The organism is Pseudomonas sp. ACN5 (assembly GCF_002303975.1).
Lineage (GTDB): Bacteria > Pseudomonadota > Gammaproteobacteria > Pseudomonadales > Pseudomonadaceae > Aquipseudomonas > Aquipseudomonas laurylsulfatiphila.
On record NZ_MRCP01000009.1, the window covers coordinates 182,575 to 202,677 of the forward strand.

General features: G+C 56.6%; 13 protein-coding genes and 1 pseudogene. 2 read left to right on the forward strand and 12 right to left on the reverse strand.

Annotation, left to right across the window (positions count from 1 at the left end; translation table 11 throughout):
- Positions 1–2: 2 nt before the first annotated feature.
- The 8 genes and pseudogenes from BSF40_RS18315 to BSF40_RS18355 all read right to left on the reverse strand — a co-directional run bounded on the left by BSF40_RS18315 (position 3) and on the right by BSF40_RS18355 (position 12,839).
- A complete protein-coding gene (locus tag BSF40_RS18315) occupies positions 3–809 on the reverse strand; it encodes a xanthine dehydrogenase family protein subunit M (protein WP_015095129.1) in 807 nt (268 codons plus the stop codon).
- Positions 806–3,805, reverse strand: coding sequence for a molybdopterin cofactor-binding domain-containing protein (locus BSF40_RS18320; RefSeq protein ID WP_095966133.1), 3,000 nt, complete (start codon positions 3,803–3,805; stop codon positions 806–808). The genes BSF40_RS18315 and BSF40_RS18320 overlap by 4 nt, the downstream gene beginning before the upstream one ends.
- Positions 3,806–3,937: 132 nt before the next feature.
- The gene (locus BSF40_RS18325) at positions 3,938–6,178 is read right to left on the reverse strand and encodes a bifunctional diguanylate cyclase/phosphodiesterase (RefSeq protein ID WP_095966134.1); all 2,241 of its coding nucleotides are present in this window, start codon (positions 6,176–6,178) and stop codon (positions 3,938–3,940) included.
- Between the two features lie 589 nt (positions 6,179–6,767).
- Positions 6,768–9,431, reverse strand: coding sequence for an excinuclease ABC subunit UvrA (locus tag BSF40_RS18330; protein WP_095966135.1), 2,664 nt, complete (start codon positions 9,429–9,431; stop codon positions 6,768–6,770).
- A 390-nt stretch (positions 9,432–9,821) separates the two neighbouring features.
- The gene (locus BSF40_RS18335; protein ID WP_095966136.1) at positions 9,822–10,181 is read right to left on the reverse strand and encodes a hypothetical protein; all 360 of its coding nucleotides are present in this window, start codon (positions 10,179–10,181) and stop codon (positions 9,822–9,824) included.
- 459 nt (positions 10,182–10,640) lie between these two features.
- A complete protein-coding gene (locus BSF40_RS18345; RefSeq protein ID WP_095966138.1) occupies positions 10,641–10,943 on the reverse strand; it encodes a putative quinol monooxygenase in 303 nt (100 codons plus the stop codon).
- A gap of 242 nt (positions 10,944–11,185) precedes the next feature.
- Positions 11,186–11,772, reverse strand: a pseudogene (locus BSF40_RS18350) (transposase); the annotation flags it as partial.
- 194 nt (positions 11,773–11,966) lie between these two features.
- Positions 11,967–12,839, reverse strand: coding sequence for a DNA-binding protein (locus BSF40_RS18355; protein ID WP_095966139.1), 873 nt, complete (start codon positions 12,837–12,839; stop codon positions 11,967–11,969).
- A 78-nt stretch (positions 12,840–12,917) separates the two neighbouring features.
- On the opposite strand from BSF40_RS18355, the gene BSF40_RS18360 reads away from it, so the two are divergent.
- Entirely contained in the window at positions 12,918–14,057 is a 1,140-nt protein-coding gene (locus BSF40_RS18360; protein WP_095966140.1) for a site-specific integrase, read from the forward strand.
- A gap of 690 nt (positions 14,058–14,747) precedes the next feature.
- Entirely contained in the window at positions 14,748–15,014 is a 267-nt protein-coding gene (locus tag BSF40_RS18370) for a helix-turn-helix domain-containing protein (protein WP_095966142.1), read from the forward strand.
- Positions 15,015–15,060: 46 nt separating this feature from the next.
- Here BSF40_RS18370 and BSF40_RS18375 read toward each other — a convergent pair whose 3' ends face one another.
- The 4 genes from BSF40_RS18375 to BSF40_RS18385 form a co-directional block, all read right to left on the reverse strand.
- Positions 15,061–16,098, reverse strand: a complete 1,038-nt coding sequence (locus BSF40_RS18375; RefSeq protein ID WP_095966143.1) for a TniQ family protein — start codon at positions 16,096–16,098, stop codon at positions 15,061–15,063.
- An 80-nt stretch (positions 16,099–16,178) separates the two neighbouring features.
- Positions 16,179–17,261, reverse strand: coding sequence for a hypothetical protein (locus BSF40_RS32040; protein WP_141249759.1), 1,083 nt, complete (start codon positions 17,259–17,261; stop codon positions 16,179–16,181).
- A 20-nt stretch (positions 17,262–17,281) separates the two neighbouring features.
- A complete protein-coding gene (locus BSF40_RS18380) occupies positions 17,282–18,136 on the reverse strand; it encodes a TniB family NTP-binding protein (RefSeq protein ID WP_095966144.1) in 855 nt (284 codons plus the stop codon).
- Positions 18,137–19,975, reverse strand: coding sequence for a Mu transposase C-terminal domain-containing protein (locus BSF40_RS18385; RefSeq protein WP_095966145.1), 1,839 nt, complete (start codon positions 19,973–19,975; stop codon positions 18,137–18,139).
- Positions 19,976–20,103 lie beyond the last annotated feature (128 nt).

Sequence of the window (20,103 nt, forward strand, 5' to 3'; positions counted from 1 at the left end):
GTTCAGACTCCTTCGATCAGCTGATGACCCAGCTCGCGAATCAGTTGGCGGCGATAGGCAGCGCTGGCCTGCACGTCGTCTTGAGCGTCGAGCGACCAGGCGGTTTGATTGAGCGCGTCCGGCAGCCCCGCACCACGAGGCAGACTGCGACGTTGCGGACGGTCAGCGACCCCGCCGATGCCGAGTTCGACCTGCTCCGCGCCGATGGCCGCGGCCAGGGAGACAATTGCAAAGTCGCCGTGGCGCATGGCGATTTCGCGGAAGCGATAAGTGATGCCTTCGCGCTTGAGCGGAAAACGCACCTCGACGACCAGTTCATCTGCACGCTTATCGGTGGTGAGAATGCCTTGGAAGAAGTCGGCAGCCTTGACGATGCGTTTGCCTTTTTTCGACTCGAGAACGATCTCGCCGCCCAGCGTCACCAGGCACAGCGGCAGCTCGGCGCTGGGGTCGGCGTGAGCCACCGAACCGCAGACGGTGCCGCGATTACGCGTCTGGAAGTGACCGATCCAGGGCATCGCCAGTGCCAGTAAAGGCACCTCGTCCATCAGGGTCGAACGCGCCAACAGCTGCGCCTGTCGTACCCCGGCACCTACCGCCAGGCAATCCTTGCGCAGTTCGATGTAGGCCAGCTCAGCCACATGATTGATATCGATCAGCAACTTGGGTTGAGCCAGCCGCATGTTCAACACCGCCATCAGCGATTGGCCACCGGCAATGATGCGAGCTTCCTGGCCGTACTCGGCGAGCAACTCCATCACCTGACGACGGGTGTCAGCCCGAACGTAATCGAAAGCAGCCGGTTTCATTGCGCACCTCCCTTGCCAAACAGCGCGCCAAGCGAGGCCTGCAATCGTGCCCACCAGCTGGTGGAAATGGCTTGGCCGCTGACCCGTTGCGACAGGCGAGTAAAGATTTGTCCGATGATCACTTTCGAGGCCCCTTGCAACATTCGGCCGCCGACCGCGGCGACTTTGCCGCTGACCGCCACCTGGTACTGGTATTCCAGGCGTGTGTGCCCATTTTCCAGTTCGACGAAACGCACCTTGGCCTGGCCCTGGGCCGAACCCATCAAGCTGCTTCCGGAACCGGACAGTCGCAATGAATGCGGAGGGTCCAGATCACTCAGGGCAACCTTGGCCTCGAAGCGCGCACGGATCATGCCGACGCCGACGGTGACATCCGCGCGGTAACGGTTTTCGCCTTCTAGCACCAGGTCGTGACAACCGGGAATGATCGCCGCCAGCGTCTGCGGGTCGAGCAAGGTATCGAAGACCTGTTGCGGCGAAGCAGGAATCACCACCGAGTCGTTGGCCCGCAGTGCCGGTCCACCGGCAGGTGCTGTGTCCAGGTTTTCATCAGGCTCCATACCGGCGGGCCGTGGTGGTTCGTCGATCCCGATGAGCGTGCGTACTTTGGAGGGAGTCAGTGGCAGACGAATGTCCGAGCGACCGAGGGCGTCGGCCACCGCGTTGGCGATACACACCGGCGTGCTCATATTGTTGCCCTCGCCCACGCCCTTGGCGCCCAGCGGGGTGAATGGCGATGGCGTTTCCATGTGCAGGATCATCGGTTCGATCACTTCCGGTGCGGTCGGCACCAGATAATCGGCGAAGGTCCCGCTCAGGAAGCTGCCGTCCTCGCCGTAGGCGAACTCTTCCATCAGCGCCGCGCCGAGGCCTTGGGTGAAGCCACCACGAATCTGGCCATCGACCAGCGCCGGGTTGAGCAGGCGGCCGGCGTCATGACAGGTGACGTAGCGATCAATGTGGATCTCGCCGGTCATGCGGTCGATTTCCAGACCACAGATGTCGAAGACAAAGCCGTAGCACAGCGAGCTATTGACCTGATCCTGGTCGTCCGGGGCCACCAGTTGCGGCGGGCTCCAGAAGGCGGTTTCGCGCAGACCGCCGCTTTCACCTTCCGGCAGCAGGCCCGGCGACCAGTGGGTCGCACCAGCAATCCGATGGAATGGCGCCACCGCCCCACCATTGACGACAAAAATTTTGCCGCCCGCGAAGCGAATATCTTCGGGACTGGCCTGCAGTTGCTCGGCGGCAATCGCGGCGAGGCGATCGCGGATCTTCAGCGCGGCCTTATAGACGGCACCGGCTACAGCACCGGCGAAGCGGCTCGAATAGTTGCCCGAGGCAATCGACCAGGCGTCCTTCTGGGTATCGAGCTCGACGTTGACCACGATGGATTCCAGCGCAACCCCAAGCACTTCGGCGACGACCTGGGCCACGGTGGTTTGGTGGCCCTGCCCTTGCGGGGCCGAGGACACGTGCACACTGACGTCCCCCAACGGGCCGACGTTAATGGTTGCCGTTGCGACAGCGCCGTTTTTTGGACCGGCCTTACGCCGCTCTTCGGGTGTCATCGCGGTGGTGATGTAACCCATGTTGGAAATCGAGGGTTCGATGACGGCGGCATACCCAATGCCATAGATTCGGCCTTCGGCACGCGCCCGATCACGACGTTTGAGCAACTCGTCGAGACCGCCATCAGCCACCGCCAAGGCAATGCCTGCCTGGTAATTGCCGGAATCGAGCAACGCACCCGCGGCCGCTTGGTAAGGAAAGGCATCGGCGGGCACCAGGTTGCGGCGGATCACGTCCAACGGATCAAGCTTCAACTGCACGGCGATGTGTTGCAGCAGCCGCTCCAGGGCGAAATACACTTGCGGGCCACCGAAACCACGGTTCAGGCCGGAGGGGGTCTTGTTGGTCAGCACCACCCGGTTGCGCACTTGTACATTGCGGATTGCGTAGGCACCCGTCAGATTCCCGTGCATGCGGTAGAAAGTTGCCGGCTCGGGCGCTCTCAGGTAGGCACCACAATCATCGATCTGGTCATAACGCAACGCGGTGATGCGGCCATCGGCTTCTACCGCCGCTTCAATTTCGGTCACCCGATTGGTCGCCGAAGAAGCCCCCTGAAGATGTTCCAGACGGTCCTCGACCCACTTCACCGGTGCACCGACCTTGCGTGACGCCAGGCCCATCATCACCACGTAAGGGAACACGCCTTGCTTGATGCCAAAGCTGCCGCCGGAATCTTTCGGTGTGCGCAAACGCAATCGGTTGCCGGGCACATTCAGTGCACGGGCCATGACCGTGTGTAACGCATAGGGGCCCTGGAAATTGGCAAGCACGTCATAAATGCCAGTGGCGCGCTCGTACTGAGCCAGCACCACATAGCATTCGATGGGTGTGCAGGAACTGCGCGGAAACTTCACTTTGAGCGAGACCTTGTGCGGCGCCTGCTCGAACGCCTGCTCCGGTTTGCCATAACGAAAGTGCCGTTCGTTGACCACGTTGCTGCCGACTGCTTCGTGCAGGATCGGCGCCTGTTCGGCGGTGGCCAGTTCAGGATCGATGATCGGTGGCAGCGGCTCGTATTCAACGCGCACACCTTCGATGGCGTCTTCGGCCAGATAGCGGCTCTCAGCGATCACCACGGCCACCGGCTCTCCGACGTAACGCACCTTGTCGACGGCAACGCACCAGTGCTCCATCGGCTGACGCACACCCACCGGGAACGGTAGCGCCCAGCGTTTGACGTCTTCGCCGACCAGTACGCCGTGCACGCCTTTCATCAGCAGCGCTTTGGAAAAGTCCACCGAGGTGATCCGCGCATGAGCGTGGGGTGAACGGATGATCGCCGCGTGTAGCGTACCCGGCGGGATCGCAGCGTCATCGGCATAGCAGCCAAGGCCGCGCAACAATGCGGCGTCCTCGACACGGGTCTGACGGGCGCCGATGTGGCCGGTCTGGCTTTCGGTAGCAGGTTGGAAACTAGTCATTTTTCGCGGCTCTTGTTGTTTTGCAGCGCGATAGCGTTAGAGCCGAGTGTGTGAGAAAGGCGCAGGGAGCGCCTTGCCTGGGGAGAGGGAGTTCTGCGCTGGGGTCTGAAAATTTGCCTTAGCGTCTGAATTTCAGGTCTGGGACCCGACACAATTGCCGGTCAGGGAGAGGGAAACGGGATGGCTCAGGAACGCTTCGATTTCTGCAAAGGGCATCGGTTTGGCAAAGTAATACCCCTGAAAAATATCGCAGCGACTGACCTCCAGAAAATCCACCTGGGCAGCCGTTTCCACGCCTTCGGCGACCACCGTCAGGCTGAGGTGATGGGCCATGGAAATGATGCCTTGGGTGATCGCTGCATCGTGATGGTCGGTGGCGATTTCCTGGATGAACGAGCGGTCAATCTTGATCTTGTCGATGGGCAAACGCTTGAGATAGCTGAGGCTGGAAAAACCGGTGCCGAAATCATCGAGAGCAATGCGCACCCCCAACGCCTTGAGCCGGTGCAACGTGTCGATCGCCTGTTCAGCGTTATGCAGCAGAAGCGACTCGGTGATCTCCAGCTCCAGCTGCTCACCCAGCAGACCATGTTTGTCCAGGGTAGCCTGAATACACTGGACGAAATGGCCACGCTGAAAATGCATCGGCGAAATATTCACGGCCATTGAGATGCCGGTGATGCCCTGCTCGCCTAGCTGGCGCAACTGCGCGCAAGCCGTATCAAGAACCCAAAGGCTTAGCGGGATGATCTGACCACTGTCCTCTGCCACTGGCACAAACACCGCCGGAGAGATGAATCCTTTTTCCGGATGCTCCCAGCGCAGCAACGCTTCGATCCCGACCACCCGCCCCGTGCGCGCGTCTATCTGCGGTTGATAATGCAGCTGTAACGATTGAGTTTCGATAGCCTTTTGCAGGTCATTGCGCAGGCTCGCGTGCTCACAAACGCGCTGATTAAGATCGCTGGTGTACCACTGAAAGTTGTTGCGCCCTTGCTGCTTGGCTTTGTACATGGCCATGTCAGCCTGCTGGATCAGCTGCATCGGCTGCTCGATGTGACCATCGCTCAGGGTGATGCCGATACTGGCACTCACGTGCAAGTCAATGCCCTGGACACAGTAGGGTCTGGCAATGCTGGCCATCAAGCGCTCGGCCACCGGTACAACGTCCTCATCACGAAGCAGGTCAGGCAACAGCACGATAAATTCGTCACCGCCCATGCGCACGATGGTATCCCCGGGACGAACCTGCTGGGTCATACGCTGCGCCACCTCGATCAGCACCTGATCGCCGAAGTAGTGCCCGGTCGAATCGTTGATGGATTTGAATCCATCCAGATCTATGCACATCACCGCCAGACGACGCTTACGCCGACGACTGATGTGACAATCCAGAACAAGTCGGTCTTCAAGCGTGACACGGTTGAGCAAACCGGTCAGACGGTCATGGCTGGCGTTGAAGCTCAATTGGCGCTCGAAATGCTTTTGCTCGCTGATGTCCCGGGCAATGCCAAATACCCCGACGATCTCTCCGTTGACCATGATCGGCAGGTTAGAGATGTCCATGGTCAACAGCTTTTCACTCTCGTCGCGAACCCGCGCCTCGAAGCGCTGAGGCTCTCCGGCGCGGGCTGCGGAAAAATGCTGACTGACCCGTTGCAGGTCTTCTTCAAGCACCAGATGGGAAAAGTGATGACCAATGAAATCGGTTGCGGTGTGCGGTTTCAGCTTCAGGCCTGCTGGGTTCACACTCTGGATGTTGCCAGCCAGATCAAGGGCGAACACCGGGTTGGGGTTGTAGGTGAACAACGACCGAAAACGTTGCTCGCTTTCCTCCAGTCGTTGGCCGTCACGCTCATGGCGGATCGCGATGACTGCCAGTTGGGCTGCGCAGGCCAGTCGTTGAATCTGCGCCTCGTCCGGTGCATGGACGCGGTTCTGGTATAGGGCAAATGTACCCAACACGTTTCCTTGATGGGAGAGCAAAGGCACCGACCAGCAGGAACGCAGGTTATGCCCCAGCGCCAGGTCGCGAAAACGCTCCCAGTTGGGGTCCCGGGCGATGTCTTCGGTGACCACCAGTTCGCGCCGGAACGCTGCGGTGCCACAGGTTCCTTCCTCTGGTCCAATGGTCATACCATGAACCGCCTTGCTGTATTCGATCGGCAGGCCGGGCGCCGCGCCGCTCAGCAAGCGTTTACCCTCGGCATCGGTAAGCAGAATCGAGCAGAAGGTTTCGGGGGACTGTGCGTCGAGCATCTCGCAGATGGCGCAGAGTATTTCGCCCAGATGATGGTCGGTCGCGATCATGCCGAGGATGTCACGTTGCGACTCGGGCAATGCCTTGCTGTGGAAGCCAGGACGAGTATTCATGGTGGTTCCTGAAGACTCTCGAGGTCATCCGGTCATCAGAGAGCCCGAAATAGTGGGCGGCCGATCACTGTCCACTAGTGCGTCGGACGCGCACTCTATAGAGCACCGACCAACAAAAAAAAGGTTCAGATCCAACATAAAAAACCGTATCAGATTGCCGCCGTTTAGCTGACTTCGATTTCTCGACTCGCTCGACCTAGGAGCACCCTCTGGTCAAATCGATTATGTCTTTTCCAGCGTACGTCGCCACAGTCCCCCTACTGCCGTCCTCGGTCAGATTCTTCAATACTGAATCACTTAAAGTTTTGTAGCGCTCGCAGAGCGCTTGTTTCAGGTCAACTCCGGCTCGGATTGATCGGCAGCAATCGGCCCAGAGTGTGTAAAAACGCTTCGCCAAAATTGAAGTGCGTGCGTCTACATGAAATTTGAAATTTATCGGCACGTCAGCAGATTTGAGATTGAAATCTTTAACCGACTTTTTCAACAAAATCGGTCGGTAGCGGCCGGCTGTGAAGTGCCATTTTCGACTCAGGCGGAGCACGCGTACCAACCTTGCGATCGTGACCAGAACAAGGTCGCCCTTGTGCGATCAGTCGACTGACTGTGGCGCGCGCCTGAGCGCCTCAGCCATGAAAGGAGCTGTCTGGCTTGTTGGCGCGACCGCTACCTGCCGGGGCGTGCCGACCGCTACTATCCGGCCGCCCGCCTCTCCCGCGCCAGGCCCAATGTCGATCACCCAGTCGGCCTGGGCCACCGCGCGCATGTCGTGCTCGATCATCACCACGGTATTGCCAGCATCGATCAGGCGCTGCAGTTGTACCAGCAAGCGGTCGACATCCGACGCGTGCAGGCCGGTAGTCGGCTCGTCGAGCACATACAGGCTGCGACCTCGCTGGCTTCGCTGAAGCTCCGTGGCGAGCTTGATGCGTTGCGCTTCGCCCCCCGACAACTCCGTGGCGGGCTGCCCAAGGCGCAGATAACCCAGCCCGATGTCCCGCAGTAGCTGCAACGGCCGCGCGATGGCGTCCTGGCTCGCAAAGAAGTCCTGGGCTTCTTCCACCGTCATGTTCAGCACATCGGCGATGTTGCTTCCATTCCAGCGCACGGCGAGCGTGGCCTCGTTATAGCGCGCGCCATGGCACGTGGGACAGGGTGCGTAGACGCTGGGCATGAACAGCAGCTCAACGCTGACGAAACCCTCACCTTCGCACGTCTCGCAGCGCCCCTTCGACACGTTGAAGGAAAATCGCCCGGCGTCGAAGCGACGACGGCGCGCGTCCGGCGTAGCGGCAAACAGTTTTCGCACGTGATCGAACAGACCGGTGTAGGTGGCCAGGTTGGAACGTGGCGTACGGCCAATCGGCTTCTGGTCGACCTGGACCAGGCGCTGGACCACCTCCACATCGCCTGCGAGGTGGCCACCGGTGACTTCGATCATCGCCGGCCCTTCGCTGCTGGCGTTTTCAGCCGCATCGTCCTCGGGCTCGTGCCCCAGGTGCAACAGCAACAGTTCCGGCAAGGCCTGAGCGGCCAGGCTGGACTTTCCCGAACCCGAGATGCCGGTCACCGCCGTCAGCACGCCGAGCGGGATGTTGGCATCCACGCCGTGCAGGTTGTGCCGCCGAATACCTCGCAACTCCAGCCAGCCGGCGGGTTCGCGCCCACGGCTAGCCGGCGCAGGGATTTCATCGAACAGATAACGTGCGGTGCGCGACTCGGCAATCTTACGCAGCCCTTGCGGCACACCGCTGTAAAGCACATGGCCGCCCCGCTCTCCCGCATCCGGCCCCACATCCACCAGCCATTGCGCGCGGCGCATCAAGTCGAGGTCGTGTTCCACCACGAACACCGAATTGCCGGCATCGCGCAGCTTGTCCAGCGCGTCGTACAGCGACTGGCTGTCTGAGGGGTGCAGGCCTGCTGAGGGTTCGTCGAGCACATACACCACGCCAAACAGCATGGAGCTCAGTTGCGTGGCCAAGCGCAAGCGTTGCAGCTCGCCAGCCGATAGCGTCGGGGTGGCCCGATCCAGGGTGAGGTAACCCAGGCCCAATCCGCGCAGCTGGCGCAGTCGCGCCATCACACCCCCGACCAGGCGCTGTGCGGCAAGGCGCTTCTCCTCCGAGAGCGCCGAGGTCCGGCGCACGTCAGGCGATGCGGCATGCACCGCACGACCGTGCGCGGCACGTTCGGATCGATCACGACGGGTCGCGGACAGGTCGGAGCCCTCCCCGGCGGCGTGCGCGCGAAAATCGCCCTGGGCTATGGGCTCAAGCAGTGCAGCCAGGTGGTCCAGCGGCATTTGCATGAACTCGCCAATGTCCAACCCGGCAAAGGTGACCGACAGCGCCTCGGCCTTGAGCCGCTTGCCGTGGCAGGTCGGACATGGCTTGCCTTCCATGTAGCGCGACACGCGCTTTCTCATCAATGCGCTCTGGGTATTGGCAAAGGTGTGCAGCACATAGCGTCGCGCGCCGGTGAAGGTCCCCATGTAGCTGGGATCAAGCTTGCGCTTGAGTGCGTCACGGGTTTGGCCAGGTGTGAAGCCCGCATAGACCGGTACCGTGGGCGTCTCCTCGGTGAACAGGATCCAGTCACGGTCTTTTCTGGACAGATCCTTCCAGGGGCGGTCGACGTCGTAGCCCATGGTGACCAGGATGTCGCGCAGGTTCTGACCATGCCAGGCCGGTGGCCAGGCGGCGATGGCCCGATCACGTATGCTCAGCGACGGATCGGGTACCATGCTCGCCTCCGTCACCTCGTACACGTGGCCCAGGCCATGACACGCCGGACAGGCCCCTTGCGGCGTGTTTGGCGAAAAGTCCTCCGCATACAACATCGGTTGATGGGCGGGATACGCGCCGGCACGCGAGTACATCATGCGTATGAAACTGGACAGCGTGGTCACACTGCCTACGGAAGAGCGCGCATTGCTCGCCCCGCGCTGTTGCTGCAATGCGACCGCTGGCGGCAGGCCGTCGATCGCATCGACATCCGGAACGCCCGCCTGGTCGATCAATCGCCGCGCATAGGGGGCAACCGACTCGAAGTAGCGCCGCTGCGCCTCGGCATAGATCGTGCCGAAGGCAAGCGAGGACTTGCCGGAACCCGACACACCGGAAAACACCACGAGCGCATTGCGTGGAATGGCGACATCGACGTCTTTGAGATTGTTTTCCCGCGCGCCGCGCACTTCCACCAGGCCGCTGGCCGCAGTGGTGCAGGAGGATTCACCGAATGAAGGGTTTGGCATGGGTTCCCGTCCTGCTGTGCGTGATGGCAACGTGCTGATGATCCGGGTGGGTCGAACGCTCATGTTGCCGGAGTTCAGTGTTTAAAGTTCGCCGCCCGCGTTGAATCCCCTGCTCTGCCCCGGGAACCTTTCGCCTGTCGCTGTCAATCCAGCGACCGAACATTTGCTGCAGATCTGCCAGGCGCTGGTGAATTCGTTGCTGGAAGATGTTGAAAGCCGAAGTCAGGCTCGGAGCCCGATAGAGCCGGAACGGTTCCAGTAAAGCGTTTAATGGAGTTTGCGGCCGCAGTTGCGGCCTTTCGAGCTTGTATGGACCTGCCTCAATTGACGACATATCTGCTTTCAACTCTTCGCGGACGTTCGCGAATCGCTGCTTCTGCAATAGGCTAGCTAGTCGACAAGCTCGACGTAACTAGACTCGCCCCCCCCCGTCGCACCGGATAGCCATCCCCAAACAAAGTGAAGCGTCGTGCGCCCATGATGGTCTTGGCCAATCTCGCCGCGCGACCAGCCAGCAAGGATCTCGTCCTCAGTGGTAAGGCAGTGATAAAGAAGCTCGATAGTGTTGCTGCCCGTCACCCGCCCCACTTGACTGCCCATGCGGATCCGGCCGCCGTGGTAAGTGCCGGTGATGGCCCCGCCGTCGACGAGATAATGAAATACCGTTCCGTTACCCGATAGCCCTTGGGTGTTGTTGGCGACGATGAATCGACGGTTGTTCAACCGTTCGTGAATTTCGGAACTTTCCATAAGCCACTTGCCCTCACCTGGAAATCCATTTCAGAAGCGCACAGCCTATACGTAGATGGTTGGGGCTTCCATCTGAACGGCCGCTAGCCAAAAGCAGTCGTTCAAGACTGTGTACAAAAAAATGTGACGGCTCACTTCATATATATAAAACGCAACTGTTTAACATTTAGGCTGCCGGTGCCCTGCCACAGCCAACTGCTGAACATCTGGCTGTGATCGCCCGGCGATATCGGGGTCAGCGCTTTGATGGGTTTCGGTGCAGCGTTCGGCTCCATATCCAACCAAAGGGCATCGGGCAATTCGGCTTGCACACTGGTGTGGATACAGGCGTCAGCAGGATCGCCAGCCCCCTCCACGGCTTTATCCCAGTTGGCATCGCTAAACGTCCAAACTCAGCCGCGCCCCTGATGCTGCAAAGTGGCGGCAGGGAAATTGGTTGGAGCGCCTTGTTGGACTTGCTTAGCCGGGTAGCTTGGCCGCAAGGACGTCAACCTTCTCAATTGATGGCGGTGTGGCAAACAGCTCGGCAGCCTTGGCCATAAGCGCCGCTGCGACCTTGCCCGAAAGATGAGCCTGCCGGCCTGCTTCATCCGGGAAAGCGTCAAAGATGCCAAAGGTGGACGGCCCCAAGCGGATGGCGAACCAAGCCGTAGTGGCCGGCTCATCCTCCACTATTGGAAGGCCACCCAAGAGAAAGCTCTCTACCTCTTTCTCTTTCCCGGATTTGGCTTCCAGACGAACGAACAACGCTACCTTGACCATTACGTGCCTCCTGTTGTTACGCCTACGCCATCATGCGCCATTCTTTCCAGTAAGCCCAACGCGATATTCACCGATTTGCCGCCCAGCTCCAGCGTGGCGGGATGAGGGGTAGCGTCGAGTCATTTTCGCAGTCGTGAGAAAAAGGCGAAAAGCGGTCAGTGACAATATTTGTAAAGGCTACCGTGACAACCGTTCAGCTTCCCGAAGACCGATCTCGACTATTCGTTAAGTGCAGCACCATCTCTGGGCTGCGTTTCGGCCAAAGCCTCCTGATCAAGTGCTTCGAGATACTCACGCGCGGCTCGGGTACTCAGGGCCGGATCGCTCCAGTTGACCGGTTCATCACCTGGTACGCCGCGCTGCCGACTCGCATCCGCTTCGATAATGCTGGCGTCCACGGTAAAGCCTTCGCCCTTGACCAAGCCGGCGTCAATGCAGCGACGCAGCACTTCATTGAACAACCAGCGAAACAGATCACTGTCCCGAAAACGGCCGTGTCGGTTCTTGGAAAAGGTCGAGTGGTTGGGGACTTCATCTTCAAGGCTCAACCGGCAAAAACAACGATACGCCAGGTTCAAATAAGCCTCTTCGCAAAGCCGCCGATCGGAGCGAATGCCGGAGCAATAACCCACGATCAGCATACGAATCATCAGTTCGGGATCAATCGAAGGACGCCAATCGGGCTGTAGAAATCGGCGAGGTAATGGCGCAAATCGCTCAGATCGAGACACCGATCAATGTTGCGTAGAAGGTGATTGGCTGGGATGTGATCTTCAAGGTTGAACGAGTAAAACAGCCGTTCCCGCCCACTCGATAACTGTCCCATCATTCTTCGTGCTTCCCTGCTGGCCAATGCAGATATTTTGCCGCAGGCCAGACAGAGGAACTACTTTTTCAACAGAATCGACCGTTTCTGCCTGTAGTGGCCGGCTGAATCCACAGCCGATTTCGGCCTTTGATCTGGCATCTGCAACTTACTGCATCAACTTGCTCCTTATCGGCCCGAAGATGCTGACTTTGCCCTCAGGAATCGGACATTGTCGCCGCGGGTTTCCGGGATTTTGGCTTGCGCTTGGCCGCCGGCGCCTGGCGTAGCTGCATCAGTTGCTGCTCCAGTGTGTCGGCACGCGCCTGCTGCGCGGCGGCACGTTGCTGGGTTTGGCTGAGCTCAGTCTGGATCGACTCGAGCCGACGTTGTAGCTGCTCGACTTGCCGTCCCACTGTCTTAAATTGGGCCATAATTGCCTTGCCCTCCTCCCGCGCGCGGTCAACCTCACGGTGCGCACGATCTTCGATCCCACGTACGTAGCCCTCCTGCGTCACACGCTCCTGCTCGGCCTTGAGCCGTAACGCCTGCAGATCCTGCTGTAGCGTGTGGTTGTGGCGCTGCGCTTCACGGCGTTCGTGCGACAAACCCTCGCGCTGAAGCTGCAAATCCTCGATCTGCGTCTGGCGCTGTGCCAACAGCAGTTCCAGGTCGGTCAGGCGCGACTCAGCCGCTTGGCGCCCCGCTACGGCGTCCATCGACTGTTGGCGAAACTGTGCCGCGTCCTGACGCGCCTGATCCTCGACCTCTGCCACCCGCTCGCGCTCGGCAGCCAAGACCTGACGTTGCTCGGACAACGTCTGCTCAGCAACACCCTGGGCCAGATGAATCGCCTGCTGCCACACCGCGACAAACGCTTGCGAAACCTCGCCGGGCAGTTCCGGGAGGCGGGTCTCGCCGCTCAGCCGCTCGGCCAGGCGCGCCCACCATTGATCGAGCAGACCGCCGACCCGCGCCGGGCTACCGCGACCAAGTTCCACGCGCACGCGCTCGACGGTCGGGCGTTCGCCGCGGGCCAACACCGCATCCGCGGCGGCAAATACCTCGTGTTCCGGTACCCCTACTGCCATGGCCCACCTCCAAGTATATTAGGTCTGATAATAAAAGATTATCCGACGTTATTTGCTGATTAATGGAATTATCATACGTTGAACGTATTAAATATTACGGACCAATTGCCTCTGGTCGACAAAACCCCATTGGATCCGCATTTTCTGGCGCTTAACGCCCAGGCAGCCGCCGCGGCCTTTATCGCCGCCGGCACCGCGGCCAACACCGTGCGCAGCTACCGCAGCGCCCTCGCCTACTGGTCGGCCTGGCTGCATCTGCGTTACGGCCAGAATTTGGGCGATGCGCCACTGCCAGCCACCGTGGCCGTGCAGTTCGTGCTGGATCACCTGGCCCGACCGTTGGCCGACGGCGGCTGGGCGCACCTGCTACCGCCATGGATCGACGCCGCGCTGGTCGCCGCCCGGGTCAAGGCCAAGCTGGGGCCGCTGGCGTACAACACGGTCAGCCACCGTCTTTCGGTAGTCGGTAAATGGCACCGGATCAACGAGTGGGACAGCCCGACCGAAGCGTCAGCGTTGAAGACCCTGCTGCGTGACGCGCGCAAGGCGCAGACGCGTCAGGGCGTGGCGGTTCGTAAGAAAACCGCCATCGTGCTCGAGCCGTTGCAGGCGTTGCTCGCCACCTGTACGGATGGTGCACGCGGAGCGCGTGACCGCGCTCTACTCCTGCTGGCCTGGAGTGGCGGTGGCCGACGGCGTTCGGAAGTGGTCGGCCTGCAAGTCGGCGACGTGCGTAAGCTAGATGACGACACTTGGCTATACACCCTAGGCGTCACCAAAACCGATACCGGCGGCGTACGTCGGGAGAAGCCGCTGCGCGGCCCCGCGGCGCAAGCCCTCGCCGCTTGGCTGGAGGTGGCACCGACTGACAGCGGGCCGCTGTTCCGCCGACTGTATAAAGGTGGCAAGGTCGGTACATCAGGCTTATCTACCGATCAGGTCGCCCGTATCGTCCAGCGCCGAGCGAAGGTTGCGGGGCTGGTCGGTGATTGGGCGGCCCACAGTTTACGCTCAGGCTTCGTTACCGAGGCGGGCCGTCAAGGCGTGCCACTGGGCGAGGTCATGGCCATGACCGAACATCGCAGCGTCGCCACGGTGATGGGATACTTCCAATCCGGCTCACTGCTCACGAGCCGCGCAACAACCCTCCTGACCTCAACCGGGATATCTCCGATCGACAGTGACGAGAGTGTAAATTCCGATTCCGACCCGGAATAAACTTCCAAGAAAGGCGCCGGCGTTCGACAAGCTCCACATGAACCTTAGGCACCTGTCCACATTCCATGAATCGTGGACAACGGTTGAGGGGGCTAAACTGAAAAGTCAACGAGCTAGTACTTTTGTTTTTCCGACGCACCGAGCTTCACAGTACGTCTGACTGCAGGTCATGCATCGCTAAACAACAGTGAAGAGCACTTCGTCGCAGCCGTCTTTCGAGGGACTATCGTCGATTTCACAATATTCGCCACCTCCGGACAACGTATACACCACACAGGGCCTACCGTTCCGCGAGCGCCGAACAATTTGCTGTAGGCTCTCCATTCGCCACCCTTCAGAGTCATTCAGCCAGCTCGGACTCGCCAACCAAACGCCCTTGATGGCGAACGTAGGGCCGACCAAGGCGCTAAGAGCCTGGAGCTCCTCCACTTCCCACACCAAGGTTAGTCCGCTCCGTAGCCCTGCTTCGACAGTATGCCGCTCCTCGATGGCGACGCAAAACCAAGGCTCGTCAGATAAGTACTCAACACTCCTCCAGAGACGTCCCGCCTTCAGCATCCGGCCTGCTGGGTGTTCAGAATGATCGAGGGTTAAAAACATAGCGCACCAGGCAGTTTAAAATGAACACTATAGATTGTAGCCCTATAGGGCTCTAAAAGGCTTCATCGTTCCTTTTGCAGGAACGAAAAAATGGAACTGAAGCAGGCATTTGGCGTGGCACTGAGGCTGTTAAGGCAAAAAAACGGCCTTTCACAAGAAGACTTTTCTGACGTGAGTAGCCGAACCTATCTCAGCACACTGGAGCGAGGGCTTAAGAGCCCAACACTGGAGAAAGTCCAGGACCTAGCCGGCGTATTGGACGTCCACCCGCTTACAGTCTTGACCAAGTGTTACCTTACACAGGACCCAACCATTTCATTGGATGATCTCTTCAGCCAGATCAAGAAAGAACTGTAGGTTCCGCATGAACGGATTGCATCCTTGAGATGGCAAGGAGATAGCTTCATTCCAAGTTGTGCTTGACGTGACTCAAAAACAATCGGAGTCCAGGAAACATCTCTAGCACTTCATCATCAAACACATGACACATAGCCTCGTACGCTATATGGGAATAGGGGCCACCTATATACGCCAGATATTCGATGGATGAAAACCAGGGATATTCTGAAAAGAGGCACGCACTCTGGATCCGCCTTAAATCGCTGTCAGAAAAAACATCGAAAAGATAGCCGAGCAGAAACATCGCCATCATGCGCTGATACGGAGTACTTTCGCCGGCCCCCTTGCTCAGACGCGCGCCAAAGGTCTTATCACCATGAGCCACACGATCCCGCCCGCTGCAGAAATATGTACGCGCCAGTCCACCGCGCCCTCCAGGAAGGGCGAGACGCAAAAAATATTGCAGCAGAAACTCAGTCCCTCCCACCAAGAACGGACTTGAAGGTAATGCGTCTGTGGCGCGAAGGTAACGTGTCGGGGTTCGTAAGCCGCAAAGCCATGACTGTACCTTGATGCCGAGATCTGTGCCGAGAAGCGCGACTGGGACGCCACCCCATTGCCGTGCCCGGCGGAAGTAGGGGTGATGCGGATCGAGTATTTGCTGTCGACTGGCAAATGCGCACCATGATTTTACAAATGGAACGGGATCCGATAAATGCACCAACAGCAATCGATGCCTCATACAAAATGGGGCGCTCACATAACACCACGTCTTCCGCCAGACAGGTAGCCCATAATTGCGTATATCTTCTCGTATACAGAGAGGGCAGTAACTGAGCCGAAAACCAGTGTTAAGCAGTAAAGTGGTATCTGGCTTGAAGTAAGCGCTGATCAGATTTGGCGCACCCTGCAAGTGATGGCAAAGCACGAAAAAATCCCCGCTGGAAAAATCAAAGTCGTAGTCGATATCTTTATCAAGCGAACAATAGGTTTCGGCCATTTCTTGTGTCATGCCGCGACAACCTTTATTTAAGCTGCAACGAAACAGCCACGAAGTTAACGTTTCGTCCGGAGTGGCACGAGGATACCCTTTCAGTTTCATGGCTTCGTATAATCTCCTAAACGCTCAAACTATTGCTAGAAGTCTTACGCACAAAAGCGCCAACGATGCAGGCTGGAAAACTATCCAGGAATATTCGGCGGTCTCGGAATCACCCCATGCACATACGCGGAGTGCTGAATGCCCTTTAAAAGCGGTTCAATACGCAAGTAAATATGGCGCGGTAGAAGTGAAAATAACTTCCCCATATTGTCATATTCACTTTTTGTTGCACAGGGCGGGCAGTAATATCCAAGCTCTTCTATGTTTCTGTACCACTGATAGCCAGATACCTTGGCAGCTTGAGCTAAACAACCAATCTCCTCTCGCTGAAATAGTTCAAAAACCCATCCGACCCATATGAGAGCGATCATGCGCTGGTAAGGCGAGGCTGAGACCGCACCCACCTCCATCGCCGTGGAATAGTCAATTTCCCCATGAACTATATCTTGTCTTGAATTGGAGAAACAAAAACGTGCAGGTCCAGAGGGGCGAAACGTACTTTTGGCGGCCAAAAATATTCTCATCAAATTGTGCACTGTTCGGATGAGCGATTCAGTCTCGACAACTTCATCGCAACCAGGAAACTTGTAAGTATCACAAGACTTCAGCGTATTGACCCAAAGCTGAGCCCGTGAACCGAGCCTAGCCAATAACTTGAGGTTTGACATCCCCCGCCACGAATTAAGATCTGCCTCAGGATGCAAGCGACTTACCTGGTGATGGAGAGCAAACGCCTGCCAAGGCTTATCGAAGCCTAAATAGCGATCATTTAGAATCAATAATTGCTCGTGCCGACAACAAAACGGGGCACACACATAACACCAAGATTTCCTCCAGACTGGATAACCGTGCATCGTCACATCAGACCTCAAGCAATGCAGACAAAAAGCAAACCGCTGCTGCGGGGAAAGCAGAAGGCTTGTATCTGGATTGAAGTGGCTGGGCCCAATGCCGATAGGCCAGTTTAGAGAACTTTCCAATTCAAAAAATGCAGAACTTTTAAAGTCAAAATCCGCATCGCCAGTTATACCGCACATCTGATAGTAACGTTCGCCCTTGCTTTCACTGAGTGGGCGACATTGCGGGTTCAGCGCACACCGAAAAACCCAAGACATAAATGTCTCATCTTCAATAGGAGGTGGCCACGTAGTCGACTCGAGCATGCGCATTTTCCCGAACTAACTTAACATTTATACGCCCAAGGATTTAGAATTGCTTCCTGCATCGATTTAATCGAAACTTCTTCCTCACCCCTTGATACAGCCAATATGGCGCCGTATTTTATCATCTTGACGATATTATCTGTTACTCCACCCGAATTGCTAAGTATGAATTTCACCTTGTCCGCACCATAAAGCATTGATGGCTTTAACAATGGGATGTTTTCTTCCAAAGCAGCCAAAAACTCACGGAAAGTCTCTGACTTGGTCCATTTTTGGATTTCATGGATATGATAGCGCCTGGACAATTGGGTATCATGCAACAGTGCATTTCTGGCCAGCGACGTTCCAAAACCGATCACTGACAATGAATAGGGTTCACCGGAAAGCCCTTTCAAGATAGACAATGTTTTTAGTTGTTCGCTGCGATTGGATATCAGTGCATCGTGAAATTCATCGATCACAATGGCGCGAACTTTCCTTAACTTCACAAATTCCGCTAGCTCCTCCGGCACATTTGGCTTTAACCGGCTACGAGCTGAACGTGGTATACCCATGGCCTCCAACAAATGGTCTCTGAAGCTAAGGCTGCCGGGATTTTCATTGAGCGCCATAAAAATGATCTGCTCATCCCAGCCCTTAGAGATCAGTTTAAGTTGGCGAATGATACTGGACTTACCACTCCCCCCCTCCCCGCACACCAACATACAAGGCGCAAGCGACTGACTAGGAGCTTGAACGATGTTTTTGATCATATTTAATACCTGTATGGATTGAGGGCAATCTATCCATACATCCTGTTGTATCGCCCTTATTCGCTCGGGAGCGCTCAGTTGCAAAAGATGACGCTTGGATGCTTTCACGTGTTCATCATTCACTTAAACGTCCTCGCTGGCGTAGGGTCTTGGCTTTTTCGAATAATCTAAATTTTCGTCGTACAGCTCTTCCGCAACAAACTCCCTGCCCGTTTTCTGCCCGACATCAGTCAAATACTTCTGGTACTCCTTTATCGCAGCGGCTTGCTTTTTGATTTTTTTGGTCGTCCGGGCACTTCCTTGAATGAGCGTCTCATTTTGTTGGTAGGTTTTTGCGACCGCCTCTTCCGATATCCATGCCAATTTTTTAGAATTACCAACTCTTAGCAGGTGCTCCTCTAAACTCAAATGGGATCCGGTTAGATCACTGTAGTTAGCCACTACATACTCGCCATTCAACTCAACCCATATGGTCAAAAGCGACAGCGGATCAAATTTTATCAAAACATTTTTAGTGCCTACGAAAGGATTGAATCCAGGCGACCAGTAATACCGTCCTTTAAAGGCGATACCTTTCGGTGATATACTTCGCCGAACGCTTGGCATAAAGTTCAATCTGAATCTCAGTGGTTCGTGAATCAGAGGGGGCATGTTGATACTGCCGTCTGCATTTGCGAAGGCTTTATTCCAACAATCCCCAGGAGTCTGTTTGATTCCTCGATGCATGGTGGCGTGATAGATTACAACCTGTCCGGCAAACCATTTTGCGAACTCGCGGAGTGACAGGACAGATTTCCTTTCGCTGTCATAACCCTTACGCTGCTGGACATTTGAAAAGGTTGTGCCGGATAAGAAATGAACATTACTGGTCATCAGTGTACCGATAAGTCGTTCTACCGCCCCTCCGTAGTGCTTCTTCCCCGGAGGTCTAAATTCAGTTTTAATCCCGTAAATTGAGCAGGCGCGTTCTAGCGTGAGCGACCTGAATTCAACGGCATTGTCCATTTGGAGTACCTTCGGTACACCATAAAAGGGATAAAGTACATCTGAATTCTCGAGGCCTATTTGTTTCAGGTAGTGCTGTTTTGGAAAAGCTGCGTGGGTGATTGCACAGGCAACGGAGACGGCCGAGGGGGCATTAAATCCAATGTAGTAGCCCAGCAAAACTCTAGTATGCACATCAATCACGACCGTGAGCCAGGGCCGACCAATTGGGATTCGGGACTCCTCGTCACATAGTATTATATCAACTAATGTATGATCTATTTGGGCCACGGCCAGTGGACCTGTTGTTGTTTGAGCGCCCGGTTTGGCGCCGTAGACTTGAGCTGCAGCTTCCGAGCCAAATCGCTTTGCATGAAGTGTCTTGCCGTCCAGCTTTTTTATCCGTGCGGTGACGGTTCCTATGCTGGGGATTGGCTGATGGTTTTCCACGCATGAAAAACGAACTTCAGACCAAACTTTGGCGTATGTGAGTCCTTTCCCAACTCGCTTTTTGTCTATCGCCCGCTGTATGAGCGCTTCCACCTCAGCAGAAATTTTTGACTCGCCTTTCTTTCTACCTTTCCGTTTGGGCAACAGTGAGGCTATTCCGATATTTTCGTCATACGTCCTCAAAATTTGATAGAACCTTGCCTTTCCCACATTACAAACGCTTACTGCCATTTCGATCGTAATTTCTTTTGACAGATACTGCGATATTGCCAGAAATCGTTCTTCGGCAGTTTTGATTTCCTTGCTAGACGCACTTTCAAGTAAATCCATGAAATTATCTATAGGCACTATAGAGTCGTTACACTGTGCGGGCGGTAACAACACGATGTTATCAACGGGTACCGAAAACCTCCTCTTGTCTTTCAAACGCAAAACCTCGACCTCTGAAGGCGGCGTGCATTTGATAACCCTCGCCGGCTCTCCGGCGACGAGTACCATCAAGCCTACTTCTAATGTAGAAAATTGCATTTGATAAATCCTTTGTGCAACACACAGGAAAGCCTCACCAAAAAAGATATTTGATAATTCGAATTTGGCAACCTCGAATCTCAATTTTTCCTAACGTTAGAATAGTGAATTTGATTTTATTCATGTTT

Bases quoted from the DNA above. Each gene is read 5' to 3' on its own strand.
- BSF40_RS18315 (WP_015095129.1), bottom strand. From the start codon at position 809: ATGAAACCGGCTGCTTTCGATTACGTTCGGGCTGACACCCGTCGTCAG.
- BSF40_RS18320 (WP_095966133.1), bottom strand. From the start codon at position 3,805: ATGACTAGTTTCCAACCTGCTACCGAAAGCCAGACCGGCCACATCGGC.
- BSF40_RS18325 (WP_095966134.1), bottom strand. From the start codon at position 6,178: ATGAATACTCGTCCTGGCTTCCACAGCAAGGCATTGCCCGAGTCGCAA.
- BSF40_RS18330 (WP_095966135.1), bottom strand. From the start codon at position 9,431: ATGCCAAACCCTTCATTCGGTGAATCCTCCTGCACCACTGCGGCCAGC.
- BSF40_RS18335 (WP_095966136.1), bottom strand. From the start codon at position 10,181: ATGGAAAGTTCCGAAATTCACGAACGGTTGAACAACCGTCGATTCATC.
- BSF40_RS18345 (WP_095966138.1), bottom strand. From the start codon at position 10,943: ATGGTCAAGGTAGCGTTGTTCGTTCGTCTGGAAGCCAAATCCGGGAAA.
- BSF40_RS18355 (WP_095966139.1), bottom strand. From the start codon at position 12,839: ATGGCAGTAGGGGTACCGGAACACGAGGTATTTGCCGCCGCGGATGCG.
- BSF40_RS18370 (WP_095966142.1), top strand. From the start codon at position 14,748: ATGGAACTGAAGCAGGCATTTGGCGTGGCACTGAGGCTGTTAAGGCAA.
- BSF40_RS18375 (WP_095966143.1), bottom strand. From the start codon at position 16,098: ATGAAACTGAAAGGGTATCCTCGTGCCACTCCGGACGAAACGTTAACT.
- BSF40_RS32040 (WP_141249759.1), bottom strand. From the start codon at position 17,261: ATGCTCGAGTCGACTACGTGGCCACCTCCTATTGAAGATGAGACATTT.
- BSF40_RS18385 (WP_095966145.1), bottom strand. From the start codon at position 19,975: ATGCAATTTTCTACATTAGAAGTAGGCTTGATGGTACTCGTCGCCGGA.